The organism is Streptomyces thermodiastaticus, assembly GCF_014656135.1.
GTDB classification, from domain to species: Bacteria; Actinomycetota; Actinomycetes; order Streptomycetales; family Streptomycetaceae; genus Streptomyces; species Streptomyces thermodiastaticus.
In genome coordinates, this window is sequence record NZ_BNBV01000013.1 from 106983 (window position 1) to 123510 (window position 16528).

Sequence of the window (16528 nt, forward strand, 5' to 3'; positions counted from 1 at the left end):
CCACCCGTCACCGAGGACCTCGCCCATGCCTTCCACCGTGCGCTTCGGCGCGAACTACACCCCCAGCCGAGGCTGGTTCCACCACTGGCTCGACTTCGACCTCGACGCCGTGCGCGCCGATCTGGACTCCATCGCCGCGCTCGGCCTGGACCACATCCGTGTCTTCGCGCTGTGGCCGTACTTCCAGCCCGACCGTGCCCTGATCCGCCCCCGCGCCGTCGCACAGCTGGTCCAGCTCGTCGACGCCGCCGCCGAACGCGGCCTCGACGTCAACGTCGACGGCCTGCAGGGACACCTGTCCAGCTTCGACTACCTGCCCGCCTGGACGCGCACCTGGCACCGGCGCAACCTGTTCACCGACCCCGAGATCCTCGACGGGCAGGCCGCCTATCTGCGCACCCTTGCCGCCGCCCTCGCCGACCGGCCCAACTTCCTCGGCATGACCCTCGGCAACGAGATCAACCAGTTCTCCGCCGGCCCCCACCCCGACCCCGACCGGGCCACCTCCGACCAGATCGACGCCTGGCTGGACCGCATGCTCGCCGCCTGCGAGCAGGGCGCCCCCGGCCGGACGCACCTGCACGCCGAGTACGACGCCACCTGGTACCAGGACGACATGCCGTTCACCCCGGCCCAGGCCGCCCGCCACGGCGCCCTGACCGCCGTGCACTCCTGGGTGTTCAACGGCACCGCCCAGCGCCACGGCCGCGCCTCCGTGCCCACCGAGCACCATGCCGCCTACCTGATCGAGCTGAGCAAGGCCTGGGCGGACGACCCGCACCGGCCCGTCTGGCTCCAGGAGGTCGGCGCCCCCGCACCCCTGATCCCCGCCGAGCACGCCCCCGCGTTCGCCGCGGCCACCGTCGCGGCCGCCCTGGACTGCCCGGACCTGTGGGGCATCACCTGGTGGTGCTCCCACGACGTCTCCCGCGACCTGGCCGACTTCCCCGAGCTGGAGTACACCCTCGGCCTGCTCACCAACGACCGCCGCCCCAAGGACATCGCGCACACTCTGGCCGCCCTGGCCCGCGACCACACCTACGCCCCGGCCCCGCGCACCACGGCCCTCGTCGTCCCCGCCGACCCGGCCTCCCGCTCCCGCTGCGCGCCCGGCGGCGACGTCTTCGAGGCGTTCTTCCGGCTGACCGCCGACGGCGCCCGCCCCACCACCGTCCTCGACACCCGGGCCGACGACCCCGGCCACCTCGCCGCCCGCGGCCTCACCGACGTCGTCACCCCCAGCCAGGTACTCGGCGCACCGTCAGGAGGCACTGCTTCGTGAACCCCACCCGCCGCACCGTCCTGCGCGCCGGCACCGCGGCCGCACTGCTGCCCGCCCTGACCACCCGCCCGGCCACGGCCGCCCCGGAAGCGACGGCCGCCCTCCAGCCGTACGCCTCCTACTGGTTCCCCGACTCCCTGCCCGACGGCGAACCCGCCCCCGGCGTCACCTGGCGGTCGCTGGCGTCCTGGAGCCCGGACACCGACCCCGACCTCGCCTTCAACGCCGCCACGGTCCCTCTCGCCCGCCGCTTCACCCCCACCCCGGCCAACCCCACCGCCCGCGCCGGACAGGCCCGCATCCAGGCTCTGGTCTCCTTCGCACCCACCTCCGGCAACCCCTCCCAGGGCGCACCCACCGCCGACTTCTACGCCCTCACCCACTGGGCCTACCTCGACGAGCTGGTGTTCTGGGGCGGCTCCTCCGGCGAGGGACTGATCCTCGCCCCGAACGCACCCGTCGTGGACGCCGCCCACCGGCACGGCGTCCCCGTCCTCGGCACCGTCTTCCTGCCGCCCGCCGCCTACGGCGGACAGCTGCAGTGGACCCGGGACCTGGTGCGGCAGGACGCCTCCGGGCACCACCCGCTCGCCGCGCAACTGGTCGCCGTGGCCACCGCGTACGGCTTCGACGGCTGGTTCGTCAACGCCGAGACCGGCGGCGGCGACAGTGTCCTCGGCGCCGCCATGCTGAGCTTCGTGCGCGAGCTGCGCCGGCTCGCCGCCGCCCGCGGACAGCGGGTGACCTGGTACGACGCGATGACCGTGAGCGGATCGGTGGGCTGGCAGGGCGCCCTGGACGAGCAGAACCAGGCGCTCTTCGAGGCCGCCGACGACATGTTCGTCGACTTCCGCTGGACCGCGGACAAGCTTGCCTCCTCCGGGGACCTGGCCGAACGCCTGGGCCGCAGCCGCTACGAGCTGTGGGCGGGCGTCGACGTGGAGTCCGGCGGCTGGAACACCCCCGTGGACTGGGACGCGATCGTGCCCGCCGACCGCCCGCACACCACCTCGATCGGCCTGTACCGCCCCGAGTGGACCCGCGGCCATCTGCCCGACGACCACACCCCGGAGGAGTTCCACGCCGCCGACGACCGGTTCTGGACCGGCCGCTCGCTCGACCCCGCCCGCCCGGACGAGAGCGACGGCTGGCGGGCGCCCGCGGTGTCGGTGGCGGACCGGTCCACGGTCACCGCACTGCCGTTCGCGACCGTGTTCAACACCGGGCACGGCCTGCGCTGGTACGAGAACGGCGAGGTCACCTCCGACAGCCCGTGGCACCACCTCGGCCTGCAGGACCGGCTGCCCTCCCGCCGCTGGACGGTACGCACCGACGGCCCGCGGCCCGTGGTCGGTTTCGACTTCGCCGACGCCTGGCACGGCGGCAGCAGCCTCCTCGTGGACGGTGCCCTCGACCGGCCGGCCGAGGTGGACCTGTACGCGACCCGGCTGCCCGCCGGCCCGGACACCGTGGTCGAACTGACCCACCGCACCGACGCCGGCGACGTCCGCGTCGAGCTGGCCGTGGCCACCGCCGAGCCCGAGACGGCCGGAGCGGCACCGCCGTACAGGTATCTGCCCGTACCCGCAGCCACCGGCGAGGGCTGGCACACCGTCGCCGTCCGGCTCGCGGACCTGGCGGGAGCGACCGTGCACGCCCTCGGGATCCGGCTCACCGCCACAGGTGACGGCACCCCGGTGCGCTGGCGGCTCGGGGGCCTCGCCGTCCACGACCGCCCCGCCCGCCCGGCGGCCCCCACCGGGCTGCGGGTCACCGCCGCCGACGGCGGTGATCTGCGGCTCGCCTGGAACCGGGCACCGGGCGCCGTACGCCACTACACCCTGCACCGGGTGCTGCCCGACGGCACCCGCCGCTTCCTCGGCGGCACCTGCCAGCGCGCGTACTTCGTCACCGGCCTGACACCCGCACCGGGCGAGCGGGGCGTACGGTTCGAAGTCCGCGCGGTGGGGGAGTTGTACACCTCGTCGGCTCCCGCGACCGTCACCCACCCCTGGTGACCGACCACCGACATGAACCACCGATCCACCCGCTGACGCAACATCTTCGGAGCACCCCGTATGCATGACGACCGCCGCCTGGTCGAAGCCCGCCTCAAGCGCGTCCTCGACGAGCGCATCCGTCCCGCCGTCCACCCCGAATCCGTGCCCCTCCAGGTCGCGGTGTGGCACGCGCCCGGCGAGCCCGTGCCGGTGGCCGAAGGGCTGGCCGCCGAACCGGAACCGATCGAGGTGGGCGCCCGCTGGGGTGCCCCCTGGGGCACCAGCTGGTTCCGGGTGACCGGCACCGTGCCGAAGGAGTGGGCCGGCAAGACCGTGGAGGCCCTGCTCGACCTCGGTTTCGACGAGAACATGCCCGGCTTCCAGTGCGAGGGCCTCGTCTACCGCCCCGACGGCACACCCGTCAAGGGCCTCAACCCGCGCAACCAGTGGGTGCGGATCGGGTCGCCCGTCGCCGGCGGGGAGGAGGTGCGCCTGCACATCGAGGCCGCCTCCAACCCCGTCATCCTCGACTACCACCCCTTCCTGCCCACCCGGCTCGGCGACAAGGAGACCGCCGGCAGCGAGCCGCAGTACACGCTCACCCGCATGGACCTCGCCGTGTTCGACGAGACCGTGTGGCAGCTGGTGATGGACCTGGAGGTGCTGGGCGAGCTGATGGCCGAGCTGCCGGCCGACTCGCCGCGCCGCCACGAGATCCTGCGCGCGGTGGACCGGGCCCTGGACGCCGTGGACCTGCAGGACGTGAACGGCACCGCCGCGCGGGCCCGTTCCCGCCTCGCCGGAGTGCTGGCCGCACCCGCCGAGCCCTCCGCCCACCGCATCAGCGCCGTCGGACACGCGCACATCGACTCCGCCTGGCTGTGGCCGCTGCGGGAGACGGTGCGCAAGGTGGCCAGGACCGCCTCGAACATGACCGCGCTGCTGGAGGACGAACCGGAGTTCGTCTTCGCCATGTCGCAGGCGCAGCAGTGGGCGTGGATCAAGGAGCACCGGCCCGAGGTGTGGGCGAAGGTGAAGAAGGCCGTCGCGGACGGACGCTTCGTCCCGGCCGGCGGGATGTGGGTGGAGTCCGACACCAACATGCCCGGCTCGGAGGCGATGGCCCGGCAGTTCGTGCACGGCAAACGCTTCTTCCTCGACGAGTTCGGCATCGAGAACGGCGAGGCCTGGCTGCCGGACACGTTCGGTTTCGCCGCCGGACTGCCGCAGATCATCAAGGCGGCCGGCTCCAAGCGGCTGCTGACCCAGAAGATCTCCTGGTCGCAGACCAACACCTTCCCCCACCACACCTTCCTGTGGGAGGGCATCGACGGCACCCGGATCTTCACGCACTTCCCGCCCGTCGACACCTACAACTGCTCCATGAAGGGCAGCGAGATCGCCCACGCGGTCCGCAACTTCAAGGACAAGGGCGTCGCCCGGCACTCCCTGGCACCCACCGGCTGGGGCGACGGAGGCGGCGGCACCACCCGGGAGATGGTCGCCAAGGCCGCGCGGCTGCGCGACCTGGAGGGCTCGGCACGGGTGGAGTGGGAGACCCCGGCCGCGTTCTTCGACAAGGCCGAGGCCGAGTACCCCGAGCCGCCGGTCTGGGTGGGCGAGCTGTACCTGGAGCTGCACCGCGCCACCCTGACCAGCCAGGCGCAGACCAAGCAGGGCAACCGGCGCAGCGAACACCTGCTGCGCGAGGCCGAGCTGTGGGCGGCCACGGCCGCCGTGCGGACCGGCTTCCCCTACCCGTACCAGGAGCTGGACCGGATCTGGAAGACGGTGCTGCTGCACCAGTTCCACGACATCCTGCCCGGCTCCTCCATCGCCTGGGTGCACCGTGAGGCCAGGGCGACCTACCGGCGCATCGCCGAGGAGCTGAACGGCATCATCGAGGCGGCCCAGCGGGCGCTCGCCGGTGAGGGCACCACACCGCTGGTGTTCAACGCGGCCCCGCACCGCCGCAAGGGTGTGCCGGCCGGCGGCGCGGCCACCCCGCGCACCGAGGGCACCACGACGCTGACCGCGCGCGAGGGCGGCGGGCACGTCCTCGACAACGGCCTGCTGCGCGTCGAGATCGACGACCGCGGCCTGGTGGTCTCCGCCTGCGACCTGGAGGCCGACCGCGAGACCATCGCCCCCGGCCGGGCCGCCAACCTCCTCCAACTGCACCAGGACTTCCCCAACCAGTGGGACGCCTGGGACGTCGACGAGTTCTACCGCCACACGGTCACCGACCTCACCGACGCCGAGTCCGTCACCCCCGGCGAGGACGGCGCCTCGGTGCGGGTCGTCCGGTCCTTCGGCGCCTCCCGGGTCACCCAGGTGCTGACACTGCCGGCGGGCGAGCGGCGGCTGGTGCTGGACACCGAGGTCGACTGGCACGAGACGGAGAAGTTCCTCAAGCTGGCCTTCCCGCTGGACGTGCACGCCGAACGGTACGCCTCCGAGACCCAGTTCGGGCACGTGTTCCGGCCCACCCACACCAACACCTCCTGGGAAGCGGCCAAGTTCGAGGCGTGCAACCACCGCTTCGTGCACCTGGAGGAGCCCGGCTGGGGCGTGGCCGTGGTCAACGACTCCACCTACGGCCACGACGTGACACGGACCGTCCGCACCGACGGCGACCGCGGCACCACCACGACCGTGCGGGTGTCGCTGCTGCGCGCCCCGCGCTTCCCCGACCCGGAGACCGACCAGGGCGTCCACCGCTTCCGGCACGCCCTGGTGCCGGGCGCTGGCATCGGCGACGCGGTGCGCGAGGGCTGGCGGATCAACCTGCCCGAGCGGCACACCACCGGCGCGGGCGAGGTCGCGCCGCTCGTCGCCGTCGACCACGACGCCGTCGTCGTCACGGCCGTCAAACTCGCCGACGACGGCAGCGGCGACGTGGTGGTCCGCTTCCACGAGGCCCACGGCGGGCGGGTCCGCGCGACGCTCACCGCCGGTTTCGACGTCGCCGACGTCACGGTGACCGATCTGCTGGAGCGTCCGCTCGCCGACGCGCAGGCACCGCACCGTGACGGCAACCGGATCACCGTGAGGCTGCGGCCGTTCGAGCTGACCACCCTGCGGCTGCGGCGCGCCTGACGGGCGCCCCGCGGCACGGGTGCGGCCGTCCGGCGCCCGGCACACCGGCGCGGCGCAGTCCGCCGAGCGGCTGCGCCGCACCGGTGCGCCCGGCCGGTCGCGGCGGCGCCGGCATCGGCAAGCGGGATCGCGCGGCGCGCAGTGTCCGTACCGCGAGCCGCACACCGGCGGCGGCCAGGAACACCACGAACGCCAGGGCGCCCAGGACGATACGGCCGGCAGCGGCACGACGTACCCGCTGGGCCGTACGGCGGCGTACCCCCGCTGGGCCGTACGGCGGCGTACCCCGCTGGGCCGTGTGGGGGGACCGCACAGGTTCACCGGCGTGTCCGCTGTCCGGATGACTCGCGGCCCGGCGGGGATTGCCTACCTTTCAACGTGTTCATGACCGCGCCGTTCGTCGCCGGGCGGCGGCGGACGGCCCGCAGACCACAGGGGGAACCACATGAGACGTACGCGCTGGACGTCCGCGTCCGTCGTCGCCGCGAGCGCCGCCACGCTGTTCGCCACCGGGATGGCGATGGCGCCGACCGCCTCCGCGGACGCCTTCCGCTGCGGATCCTTCGGCAGCGACCCGCAGGCCTGGTGCGCCTATGTGCAGAAGGCACCCAGCGGGCTGAGGGTGCACACCAAGCCCAGCACCAGCTCCACCACCCTCTACGTCCTGCCCAACGGGACGAAGGTGGAGGTGGACTGCTGGACGACCGGCACCTCCGTCAATGGCTACGCCATCTGGGCCGGCCTCTACACGGCGTCGGGCCCCCGCTACGTCAGCGACTACTACCTGAGCACCGGACGCATCCAGAACTACGTGCCGCGCTGCTGACCCGCGCCGGCCGGCGCCGATCCGTGTCCCGGCCGTCCCGGGACGGCCGGGACACGGAGGCGACCGCGACACGGAAGGCGCCGGGGCCCGGCCTCCCGCAGCGGTTGACCGGGCCCGGCACCGGCCTGGTCAGCCGCTGCGGGCCGGCTCCTCCAGCCGGGTCGGCGGCAGAAAGTCCCGCACATGAATGCGATGCCAGCAGGCGCCCGTCTCCCGCAGCTCCCGCCAGGTGGTGTAGCGGTAGCGGAACAGACGGGCGCGCACCCAGCGCGGTGGCCGCTCCGGCGGGAACGGGGAGCGGCGCAGCAGCCGCAGCGTGGCACGGTCGCCCTCCAGCAGGCGTTCGATCAGGGCGCCGAACCAGGCACCCGCGTACGCCGGGGACAGGCCGACGAACCACATCAGCCAGTCCAGCCGCAGATGGTAGGGCGCGAACTGGCGCGGCCAGCGCCGGGGATCACCCGGCTTGCCGCGGAACTCGTACGCCCGCCAGTCGGCGTCCTCGCGCGGGCTGTCGTCCCGGGTGCCCTCGATGACCACCTCGTAGCGCACCCGGCTGACGCTGCCGAACGCGCCGTAGGTGTTCACCAGGTGCAGCGGGTCGAAGGAGCGGTTCATCACCTGGCGGCGGGAGACCAGGTTCGCGACCGGCCGGTAGCTGAGGACCACCAGCAGCAGCGCGACCGCCGACACGACCACCACGTACCACAGCGGCGCCGGCGCCGCGGGCGACGCGGGCCCGGGGAAGCGCACGGCCGGCAGTGCGAGCACGATGGTGATCCAGTTCAGCCAGGCGAAGTTCCCCGACAGCACCAGCCACAGCTGGGTGAGGATCATCAGCGAGGCCGCGGCCGCGGCGACGGGCTGCGGCGTGAACAGCAGGAACGGCACGACGAGCTGCGTGACGTGGTTGGCGGCCACCTCGGCCTTGTGCAGCGGGCCCGGCAGATGGTGGAAGAACCAGCTCAGCGGCCCCGGCATCGGCTGAGTCTCGTGGTGGTAGTGCAGGCAGGTCAGCTTGCGCCAGCACGCGTCCCCGCGGATCTTGATCAGGCCCGCGCCGAACTCCACCCGGAACAGAATCCAGCGCAGCAGGAACAGCACCAGCACCGGCGGCGCCACCTCGTCGTTGCCGAGGAACACGGCGAGAAACCCGGTCTCCAGCAGCAGCGACTCCCATCCGAAGCCGTACCAGGTCTGCCCGACGTTGACGATCGACAGATACAGCGCCCAGGGCACCAGCCACAGCAGCAGGGCGCCCCACAGCGGCAGCAGGTCGTGCAGCCCGGCGAGCAGCGCCGCCGACACCGCGCACCCGCCCCAGGCGACCGCCGCGAAGAAACGGTCCGAGTAGTACAGGTGGAACAGGCTCGGCGCCGCCCGGAACGGCACCCGCTTCACGAATCGGGGGACCGGCAGCATCCCCCGCTCTCCCAGCAGCGCCCGGAACTGCAGGGCCGCCGTCAGGAACGCCACCAGATACAGTGCGGCCAGCCCCCGCTGGAAGACCAGCCGGCTCATCGCGTAGTCGGGCACGGTGAACCAGTCCACGACCCTTCGGCTACCCGGCTCCCCACTCGAAGAATCGGGCAAAGCCTGGCAAGGTAGCCCCATGGCCGAACAGGGGGCGGCGCGCGCTCCGGCACTCCCGGAGGGCCGGGTCCACCCCGATACGATCCTCGCGCTCAACGGCATGGGCAGCTTCGACTGGGACCTGGACACCGGTCTGCTCACCATGGACGCCCAGGCACACCGGATCTTCGACCTCACCCCCCAGGAGTACGACGGCCGCCCCGAGAGCCTGGCCGCCCGCGTCCCCGGCAGCGAGAGCACCCGCCTGGACTCCCTGGTGACCCAGGCCATGAAGGACAACAGCGAACGCTACGGCACCTACCTGCGCATACGCCGCCGTGACGGCTCCCTGACCTGGATCCATACCCAGGGACACATATCCCGCGACACCAGCGGGCGCCCCCGCAGGATCATCGGCATCGTCCGCGACGCCACCGACGAACTCGACGACGGCGCGGGCCTGAGCGAAAGAGCCGGCCGTCGCGAGCGCATGAACGTCGTGCAGTCGACCACCGCCGCCCTCGCCCACGCGCGCACCGTGCAGGACGTCATCGACGTCGTCCGCGACACCCACGGCCTGACCCGCTTCGGCTCCACCAGCCTGGTCCTCGGGCTGGTGGAGGCCGGCCGCATCCGGCTGGTCGCCGAGGGCCCCAAGGGAGCGTCCGTGCCCGGCACCCGCGTCACCCGTATCGACGAGCCGTACCCGATGAGCGAGGCGGTGCGCACCCTCAGCCCGTGCTTCATCGAGTCCCCGGAGGAGTTCGCCGAACGCTATCCCGTGCTGTGGCCGCGCCTCACGGACCTGAACATCACCTCGGCCGCCTATCTGCCGCTGATCGCCCAGGCCCGCCCGATCGGCGGGATGGGCCTGCTCTACAGCGACCGACGCGGCTTCACCCCCGAGGAACGCGACATCCTGATCGCCCTCGGCAGCAGCATCGCGCAGAGCCTGCAGCGGGCCGTGCTCTACGAGCAGGACAAGGATCTCGCGCGGAGCCTGCAGCAGGCCATGCTGCCGCGCACCATCCCCGGCGTGCCCGGCGCCGACGTCGCCGTGCGCTACCGCTCCGGGTACGACGGCGGCACATCCGGTCGGGACGTCGGCGGCGACTGGTACGACCTGATTCCGCTGCCCGGCGGCGGACTCCACGGGGGCGCCCGGGTCGGCGCCGTCATCGGGGACGTCCAGGGCCACGACACGCACGCCGCCACCGTCATGGGCCAGCTGCGCATCGTGCTGCGCGCCTACGCCGCCGAGGGCCACACCCCGGCCACCGTGATGGCCCGCGCCTCCGTCTTCCTGCACGAACTGGACACCGACCGCTTCGCGACCTGTCTGTACGCCGAGGCCGACCTGTCCACCGGCGTCGTCCAGGTGGTCCGCGCCGGGCACATCGACCCGCTGGTGCGCGACGACGGCGGCTGCCGCCGTGTCTCCGTCGACGGCGGCCTGCCGCTCGGGCTGTCCGCCGAGTTCGGCGGCCTGGACTACCCGGTGTGCACCATGGAGCTGGACCCCGGGGAGACGCTGATCCTGTGCACCGACGGCCTGGTCGAACAGCCCGGCGCCGATCTCGACGACGGTGTGCGCTCGGTGTGCGCGTCCGTCGCCTCCGGCCCCGACGACGTCGAGGCGCTCGCCGACGAGCTGATCGGCATGTCCGAGCTGCGCGGCGGTGACGACGATGTGGCCCTGCTGATCCTGCGCCGCCGCGCCCTGGCCGAGCAGCAGCCCGTGGCATGCGTCCGGCAGCACGTGCCACCGGGCGACCCCGAGGCGCTGGTCCGGGCCCGTCACGCGATCCGCGCCGCGGCCCGCTCCCTGGGCGCCGGGACACGCTCGGACGAGATCGAACTCGTCGCCGACGAGCTGATCACCAACGCGCTCCAGCACACCGAGGGCCCCGCCGTCGTCACCCTGCGGCTGCTCAGCGGGCCCGGCCGGCGGCTGCGGGTGGAGGTCGAGGACCCCTCCAGCGCTCTGCCGCGCCGCCACGCGGACCGTCCGGCGGGGGAGCAGGGGGTGTCCGGGCGCGGCCTGCTGCTGGTGGATCACCTCGCCGACAGCTGGGGCGTGCAGGCGCGGGGCAGCGGCAAGTGCCTGTGGGGCGAGTTCGTGGTGCCCGAGCCCGAGTGAGCCGCGCGGAGCCCGAGGGAGCCGCGGAGTGCGAGGGAGGCGCGGAGTCCGAGTGAGCCGCCCGGTGCCGAGTGAGCCGCCCGGTGCCGAGTGAGCCGCCCGCGCGCCGCCCGGCGCTGTCGGTGCCCGGTGGCACCCTGGAACCATGCCGGAGCTGCCCGAGGTGGAAGCGCTCAAGGACTTCCTGAGCGAGAACCTGACCGGACAGGAGATCGTGCGGGTGCTGCCCGTCGCGGTCAGCGTCCTGAAGACCTACGACCCGCCCGTCACCGCGCTCGAGGGCCGCGAGGTGAGCGCGGTGCGCCGGTACGGCAAGTTCCTGGACCTGGCCACCGACGGCGGCCCCCGTCTGGTGGTCCACCTCGCCCGGTCGGGCTGGCTGCAGTGGCGGGACCGGCTGCCCGACGGCGTGCCCCGTCCGGGCCGGGGCCCGCTGGCGCTGCGCGTCGCCCTGGCGACCGGCGCGGGGTTCGACCTGACCGAGGCCGGCACTCAGAAGCGTCTGGCGGTGTACGTCGTGCACGACCCGTGCGAGGTGCCGGGCGTGGCCCGCCTCGGCCCCGACCCGCTGGCCGCCGACTTCGACGCCGAGCGCCTGGCCGGGCTGCTGTCCGGCCGGCGGCGGCAGCTCAAGGGGGCGCTGCGCGACCAGAGCCTGATCGCGGGCGTGGGCAACGCCTACAGCGACGAGATTCTGCACGCGGCCCGCATGTCCCCGTTCAAGCCGACGGCCTCCCTGACACGCGACGAGGTCGAGCGGCTGTACCAGGCGCTGCGCGGCACGCTGACCGAGGCGGTCGAACGGGCCCGGGGGGTGGCGGCCGGCCGGCTGAAGGCGGGGAAGAAGAGCGGCCTGAGGGTGCACGGCCGCACCGGCGAGCCCTGTCCCCTGTGCGGCGACACCGTCCGGGAGGTGTCTTTCAGCGACTCCTCGCTGCAGTACTGCCCGACCTGCCAGACGGGCGGCAAGCCGCTGGCGGACCGCAGACTGTCGCGGCTGCTGAAGTAGCGGCGGCCCCGAGCCGGCCCGGACCATCAGTCCGCCGCACGCAACCGGTCCAGTTCCCCGCCGATCGCCGCCCGCAGCGCGTCGTGCTGCGGACCGAGCCGGTACCGCGGGTCGCTCCACCGCTCACGCGGATAGAGCCACACCGGTCGGCCCACCAGCTCGGCCGGCTCCCAGGCGTAGCGCGGCCAGACGTGGGCATGCAAGAACGGGTCGGTGTTGCCCAGGATCTCCAGGTTGACCCGGCGGAAACCGGGGTCCGACCGCCGGCAGGCCCGTTCGACGGCCTCTGCGAGCCGGTCCATGTCGGACAGGAACGCCAGCCGCTCGGCCCTCGGCAGGTCGGTCAGCCGCTGGACACCGGGGTCGTCCACGAGGAGGACCGAGTAGCCCGGCAGGAACTGCACGTCGCCGATCACCGCGAATCCGGATGCGAGGCGTCGCAGCACGGTCGGGTTCTCGCCCCGCAGAGCAGCCCCGATCCGGTCCGTCCGCCAGTCACCAGTCATGGCCCTGACCTTACTCATGAGTGATCATGTCCTTCACGAGTGATCACGGCCGGCTCTCGGCCGCTCGGAGAGGCGGCCCCGGCCGGGGCGGGAGTCGCCGGCGGCGACCGCGGGTGGCGGTCAGCGCGGGTCGAGCGTGAGCAGGCGCCGCCCGTCCGCGGTGCGCACCTCGAAGCGGGCGATCTGGGCGGGCTGCAGGGCCGTGGCGCCCGTGGCGCCGAGGGGCCGGGTGCCGTGCGCGGGCACCCGCCAGCCGGCCACCGTCTGCCGCGAGCCGTCGCGGCCCACCGCGACCAGCCGGCACGTGTACGGTCCCGCCGTGTCGCGCAGCCGCAGCCGCACCTCGCTGCCCCAGCGTGCAGGGGCGGCCCGGACCTCGGCCCGCAGGCCCCCTCCGGCACCGTCCGCCGTGACGACCACGGCCCGGGTGTGGTGCCCGGCGGCGACCGTGCCCGCGGGTCCGCCCACGGCGAGCACCACCGCGGCGCCCAGGCCGTACAGTGCTCTGCGCCGCCCGGCCTTCCGCCGCCGGGCCACCTCCGCCGCCAGGCGCTCCAGCAGCCGGGGACCGGGCCGGGTCACCGGGTCCACCCCCTGCGGCGTGGCCCGCCGGTAGAGCAGCAGCTGCCGGGCGGTGGGCCGGAAGCCGGTCACGGCGGCGGTGCAGCGGGGACATCGTCCGAGGTGGTCCTCGAAGCGGAAGGCGTCGGCCGCGTCCAGCAGGCCGAGCGCGTACGCACCGGCGTCGCGATGCCGTTCCAGGGACCTCATGCCGTGTCCTCGTCAGGGGTGGGGTTGCCTTCTGCTCCCACCGGTACGCAGCGCGGCGCCGGATCACTCAAGACGACGCCCACGAGGAGACGGCCACGAGGACGGTGCGTCTGGAACAGAGGACGGTGCGTCTAGAACAGGTGGATGGCGAGATGCCCCAGCGGAAGCCCCAGCTGCCAGGCCGGCGTCCAGACCTTCGGCCCGTCGTCCTCGTCCGTCGTGCCGGCGTGGCCCGGCACCGCGTCCAGGTCGGCCGCGAGCAGCTCGGTCTCCTCCAGCCACCGCCAGGCGGCCCGGGCCAGCGCCAGATCCGGCGAGCGGACGCCGCTCGCCTCCGCGTCGGCCGTCAGGTCGGCGAGCCGCTCGCGCACCCAGTCCTGCCATCCCTGGTCGTAGGCCGTCAGGGACAGCCAGGTCGGCAACTGCGCGATCACCTGAAGACCCGACAGCTCGTCGCCGGTGCCGGACAGGAAGACGGTCAGTGCCAGCGCGTCCCGGCCCGCGCGGTACTCCACGGACGACGGCGGCATCAGATCGCCGGTGCGCAGCAGCTCGTCGGCGATGTACTCGGCGCAGAACCAGGCCATCGGAACGGCGAGTGTGCCGCCGTCCCCGTCGCCGCCGGTGCTCTCGTGACCTCTGTGCAGCATCCCTTCCTGCCTTCCTCCGGTGCGTGCGCGCGCACCCGGCCCCGGCTCCCGGGACGGGTCCCCGGCACACGGACGAGAACAGCCGATTACTCGACGGCCCTTCGCGGCAAGGTGCTTTGCCAGGACTTTGCCGTGCGGGTGGTTTCACCGCACGTCGGCCGCGTAGCCCGGGAGCACGCGGCGCAGCGCGCGCAGCGCGTAGAACGCGCGGGACTTCACGGTACCGGGCGGAATGCCCAGCATTTCGGCGGCTTCCGCCACACTGGCCCCCTGGAAGTACACCAGCACCAGGACGTCACGGTGCTGCGGTGTGAGGGTCTGCACAGCGCGGCGCACATCGAGCGTCGCGGCGGACCGCTCGGCGTGGTCGGCGATCACCCGGGCGCTCTCCAGGGCCGCGTCGCCGACCTCCGGCGGGCGGGCCTGCCGGGCCCGGCGCGCGTCGATGGCGAGCCGGCGCGCCACCGTCAGCAGCCAGGGTCTGACGGAGGAGAAGGCGTCGGCGCGCAGTGCCTCGGGATGCTGCCAGGCCCGCACGAGGGTCTCCTGGAGCAGGTCCTCGGCGCGCTGCCGGTCGCCGTCGCACAGCCGGAGCAGCAGGGCGAACAGCGGGCGGCCGTGCTCGCGCTGCAGGGCGGCGAGTTCGTCTTCCGCGGTGGTGGTCGAGCTGGACAGTACGGTTCCGGCCGTCATGGCTGTATGGCAACGCAGCGGGCCGCCGCAGGGACAGGGGGCGCACGCCGCTCTGCGACGGACGGTCGATGGCGTCGGTGAACGGTGCGACGAACGGTTCCGGACCCGGTGCCTCACCCGGCCGGGTCAACGGCGGCGTCGGGTCCGTTTGCGACGGCGGCCGGCTTCGTACCCATGCATCTGACGGATCTTGTCTGTCGATATGACCGCTCGGGCGCTTGATCACAGTGGGGTGAACCGATGTTCGCACGCAGACACCTGGTGTCCCTGGTCCTCACCGGCCTGCTCGCCGCGGCCGCCGCCTGCCAGGCCGCGCACCGCGAGCAGCAGCACACCGCACCCGCACCGTCGTCGCCGGCCGCGGTCCGGCCGGGAGCGGCACCGGCAGGTCCGCACCGGGCGGCGGCGGATCCGGCACCGCGGCGGGCGAACACCCACCGGCCCGGGGACGCCTGACGCCCGGCCGGGTCAGTCGCCGGCCCGCTCCTGCCGGGCCAGCACCGACCGCTTGTACGAGTAGCCGAAGTAGATCACGCACCCGATCAGGAACCACACGGCGAACCGCACCCACGTCTGCCACTGCAGGAACGTGATCAGCCACAGGGAGAAGATCACGCCGAGCGCGGGCACGAACGGCATCCACGGGGTCCGGAAACTCCGCGGCAGGTCCGGCTGCCGGTAGCGCAGCACGATCACCGCCGTGCACACCACCACGAACGCCAGCAGAATGCCGATGTTGGTCAGCTCGGCCGCCTCCGCGATCGGCAGGAACCCGGCGATGAGCGCCGAAGCAACACCGACGATCCAGGTCACCCGGGTCGGCACATGCCGCGTGGGATGCGTCTTGGCGAACCACCTCGGCAGCAGCCCGTCCCGCGACATGGCGAACCACACCCGGGTCACGCCCAGCATGAAGGTGAACATCACGGTGAGAATGCCGATGATCGCGCCCACCGCGATCACGTCCGCCAGCCGGCTCAGCCCCACCGACTTGAACGCGGTCGAGAACCCGCTCTCCCTGTCGATGTCCTGGTACTTCTGCATCCCGGTCAGGACCAGGCAGGCCGCCGCGTACAGCACCATCGCGATCGCCAGCGAGTACACGATCGCCTTCGGCATGTGCCGCTGCGCGTCCTTGGACTCCTCGGCCGCCGTCGACATCGCGTCGTAGCCGAAGACGGCGAAGAACACGGTGGCCGCGCCCGTGAACGCCCCGCCCACCCCGTACGGGAAGAACGGGTGGTAGTGGGCGGTGTCGATGTGGAACACGCCCACCACGATCACCACCAGCACCACCAGGACCTTCAGCGCCACCACGGCCGTCTCGAACCGGGCCGCGTTGCGGATGCCCAGGTTCAGCAGCCAGGCGATCAGCAGGCAGAGCACCGCCGCGAACAGGTCCACCTTGTGCCCGGACCCGGTCCCCGGCGCGCCCAGCATCCAGGCGGGCAGATGCGCGCCCATGTCCTCGATCAGGAAGCTGAAGTACCCGGAGATGCCGATCGCCACCACCGCGACGATCGCCGTGTACTCCAGCAGCAGGTCCCAGCCGATGAACCAGCCCGCGAACTCGCCGAGCACCGCATAGCCGTAGGTGTAGGCCGAACCCGCCTTCGGGATCAGCCCCGCGAACTCCGCGTACGACAGCGCGGCGGCGGCACTGGCCACCCCCGCGATCAGGAACGACACGAGCACGGCCGGACCCGCGGTGCCGTTGGCCACCGTGCCGGCGAGCGTGAAGATGCCCGCGCCGATGATGCCGCCCACGCCGATCGCCGTGAGCTGCCACAAGCCGAGCGACCGCTCCAGCCGTGGCCCCTCGGCCGCTTCCGTCTCCTCGATGTGCTCGATGGGTTTACGGCGGAGAATGCCCCCGCCCATGCGGAGCCCGGCCACGCGCCTCACCTCTTCGCCGACGGCAACGGCTGACGGCGGATCATCATGACCCACCGTCACCGGGGACGGAAGACACCACGCACG

At 73.2% G+C, this 16528-nt stretch carries 13 protein-coding genes; 7 read left to right on the top strand and 6 right to left on the bottom strand.

Annotated elements, in window-relative coordinates; genetic code table 11:
* Positions 1-25: 25 nt before the first annotated feature.
* The 4 genes from IE286_RS14430 to IE286_RS14445 all read left to right on the top strand — a co-directional run bounded on the left by IE286_RS14430 (position 26) and on the right by IE286_RS14445 (position 7207).
* Positions 26-1282, top strand: coding sequence for a glycoside hydrolase 5 family protein (locus tag IE286_RS14430; RefSeq protein ID WP_189797094.1), 1257 nt, complete (start codon positions 26-28; stop codon positions 1280-1282).
* The gene (locus tag IE286_RS14435) at positions 1279-3300 is read left to right on the top strand and encodes an endo-beta-N-acetylglucosaminidase (protein WP_189797095.1); all 2022 of its coding nucleotides are present in this window, start codon (positions 1279-1281) and stop codon (positions 3298-3300) included. Before IE286_RS14430 ends, IE286_RS14435 begins: the two co-directional genes overlap by 4 nt.
* 60 nt (positions 3301-3360) lie before the next feature.
* Positions 3361-6381 carry an alpha-mannosidase gene (locus IE286_RS14440; RefSeq protein WP_189797096.1) on the top strand — a complete coding sequence of 1007 codons (3021 nt, stop codon included), beginning with the start codon at positions 3361-3363 and terminating at the stop codon, positions 6379-6381.
* A 445-nt stretch (positions 6382-6826) separates the two neighbouring features.
* Positions 6827-7207, top strand: coding sequence for an SH3 domain-containing protein (locus IE286_RS14445; RefSeq protein ID WP_189797097.1), 381 nt, complete (start codon positions 6827-6829; stop codon positions 7205-7207).
* A 129-nt stretch (positions 7208-7336) separates the two neighbouring features.
* Here IE286_RS14445 and IE286_RS14450 read toward each other — a convergent pair whose 3' ends face one another.
* Positions 7337-8758 (bottom strand): lipase maturation factor family protein, encoded by a 1422-nt coding sequence (locus tag IE286_RS14450; protein ID WP_189797098.1) that lies wholly within the window; start codon positions 8756-8758, stop codon positions 7337-7339.
* Between the two features lie 61 nt (positions 8759-8819).
* On the opposite strand from IE286_RS14450, the gene IE286_RS14455 reads away from it, so the two are divergent.
* Both IE286_RS14455 and IE286_RS14460 read left to right on the top strand, forming a co-directional pair.
* Complete coding sequence (locus tag IE286_RS14455) at positions 8820-10919, top strand: SpoIIE family protein phosphatase (RefSeq protein ID WP_189797099.1); 2100 nt, start codon at positions 8820-8822, stop codon at positions 10917-10919.
* Positions 10920-11064: 145 nt separating this feature from the next.
* Positions 11065-11928, top strand: coding sequence for an Fpg/Nei family DNA glycosylase (locus IE286_RS14460; RefSeq protein ID WP_189797100.1), 864 nt, complete (start codon positions 11065-11067; stop codon positions 11926-11928).
* Positions 11929-11954: 26 nt separating this feature from the next.
* Here the strand turns inward: IE286_RS14460 and IE286_RS14465 are convergent, their stop codons facing one another.
* The 4 genes from IE286_RS14465 to IE286_RS14480 all read right to left on the bottom strand — a co-directional run bounded on the left by IE286_RS14465 (position 11955) and on the right by IE286_RS14480 (position 14548).
* Positions 11955-12434 (bottom strand): HIT family protein, encoded by a 480-nt coding sequence (locus IE286_RS14465; RefSeq protein ID WP_189797101.1) that lies wholly within the window; start codon positions 12432-12434, stop codon positions 11955-11957.
* A gap of 120 nt (positions 12435-12554) precedes the next feature.
* On the bottom strand, positions 12555-13205 hold the full coding sequence (locus IE286_RS14470) for a zf-HC2 domain-containing protein (protein WP_189797102.1): 651 nt from the start codon (positions 13203-13205) through the stop codon (positions 12555-12557).
* Positions 13206-13336: 131 nt separating this feature from the next.
* Positions 13337-13855 carry a hypothetical protein gene (locus tag IE286_RS14475; RefSeq protein WP_189797103.1) on the bottom strand — a complete coding sequence of 173 codons (519 nt, stop codon included), beginning with the start codon at positions 13853-13855 and terminating at the stop codon, positions 13337-13339.
* Positions 13856-13999: 144 nt separating this feature from the next.
* Positions 14000-14548 carry a sigma-70 family RNA polymerase sigma factor gene (locus tag IE286_RS14480; RefSeq protein WP_189797104.1) on the bottom strand — a complete coding sequence of 183 codons (549 nt, stop codon included), beginning with the start codon at positions 14546-14548 and terminating at the stop codon, positions 14000-14002.
* 240 nt (positions 14549-14788) lie between these two features.
* Here IE286_RS14480 and IE286_RS14485 point away from each other — a divergent pair, with 240 nt between their 5' ends.
* On the top strand, positions 14789-15004 hold the full coding sequence (locus IE286_RS14485) for a hypothetical protein (protein WP_189797105.1): 216 nt from the start codon (positions 14789-14791) through the stop codon (positions 15002-15004).
* Between the two features lie 12 nt (positions 15005-15016).
* On the opposite strand, the gene IE286_RS14490 is transcribed toward IE286_RS14485, so the two are convergent.
* The gene (locus tag IE286_RS14490) at positions 15017-16444 is read right to left on the bottom strand and encodes an amino acid permease (protein ID WP_189797106.1); all 1428 of its coding nucleotides are present in this window, start codon (positions 16442-16444) and stop codon (positions 15017-15019) included.
* Positions 16445-16528 lie beyond the last annotated feature (84 nt).

Coding starts and splice junctions, on each gene's coding strand:
- IE286_RS14445 (WP_189797097.1), top strand. CDS start 6,827: ATGAGACGTACGCGCTGGACGTCCGCGTCCGTCGTCGCCGCGAGCGCC.
- IE286_RS14430 (WP_189797094.1), top strand. CDS start 26: ATGCCTTCCACCGTGCGCTTCGGCGCGAACTACACCCCCAGCCGAGGC.
- IE286_RS14460 (WP_189797100.1), top strand. CDS start 11,065: ATGCCGGAGCTGCCCGAGGTGGAAGCGCTCAAGGACTTCCTGAGCGAG.
- IE286_RS14440 (WP_189797096.1), top strand. CDS start 3,361: ATGCATGACGACCGCCGCCTGGTCGAAGCCCGCCTCAAGCGCGTCCTC.
- IE286_RS14470 (WP_189797102.1), bottom strand. CDS start 13,205: ATGAGGTCCCTGGAACGGCATCGCGACGCCGGTGCGTACGCGCTCGGC.
- IE286_RS14465 (WP_189797101.1), bottom strand. CDS start 12,434: ATGACTGGTGACTGGCGGACGGACCGGATCGGGGCTGCTCTGCGGGGC.
- IE286_RS14455 (WP_189797099.1), top strand. CDS start 8,820: ATGGCCGAACAGGGGGCGGCGCGCGCTCCGGCACTCCCGGAGGGCCGG.
- IE286_RS14475 (WP_189797103.1), bottom strand. CDS start 13,855: ATGCTGCACAGAGGTCACGAGAGCACCGGCGGCGACGGGGACGGCGGC.
- IE286_RS14485 (WP_189797105.1), top strand. CDS start 14,789: ATGTTCGCACGCAGACACCTGGTGTCCCTGGTCCTCACCGGCCTGCTC.
- IE286_RS14480 (WP_189797104.1), bottom strand. CDS start 14,548: ATGACGGCCGGAACCGTACTGTCCAGCTCGACCACCACCGCGGAAGAC.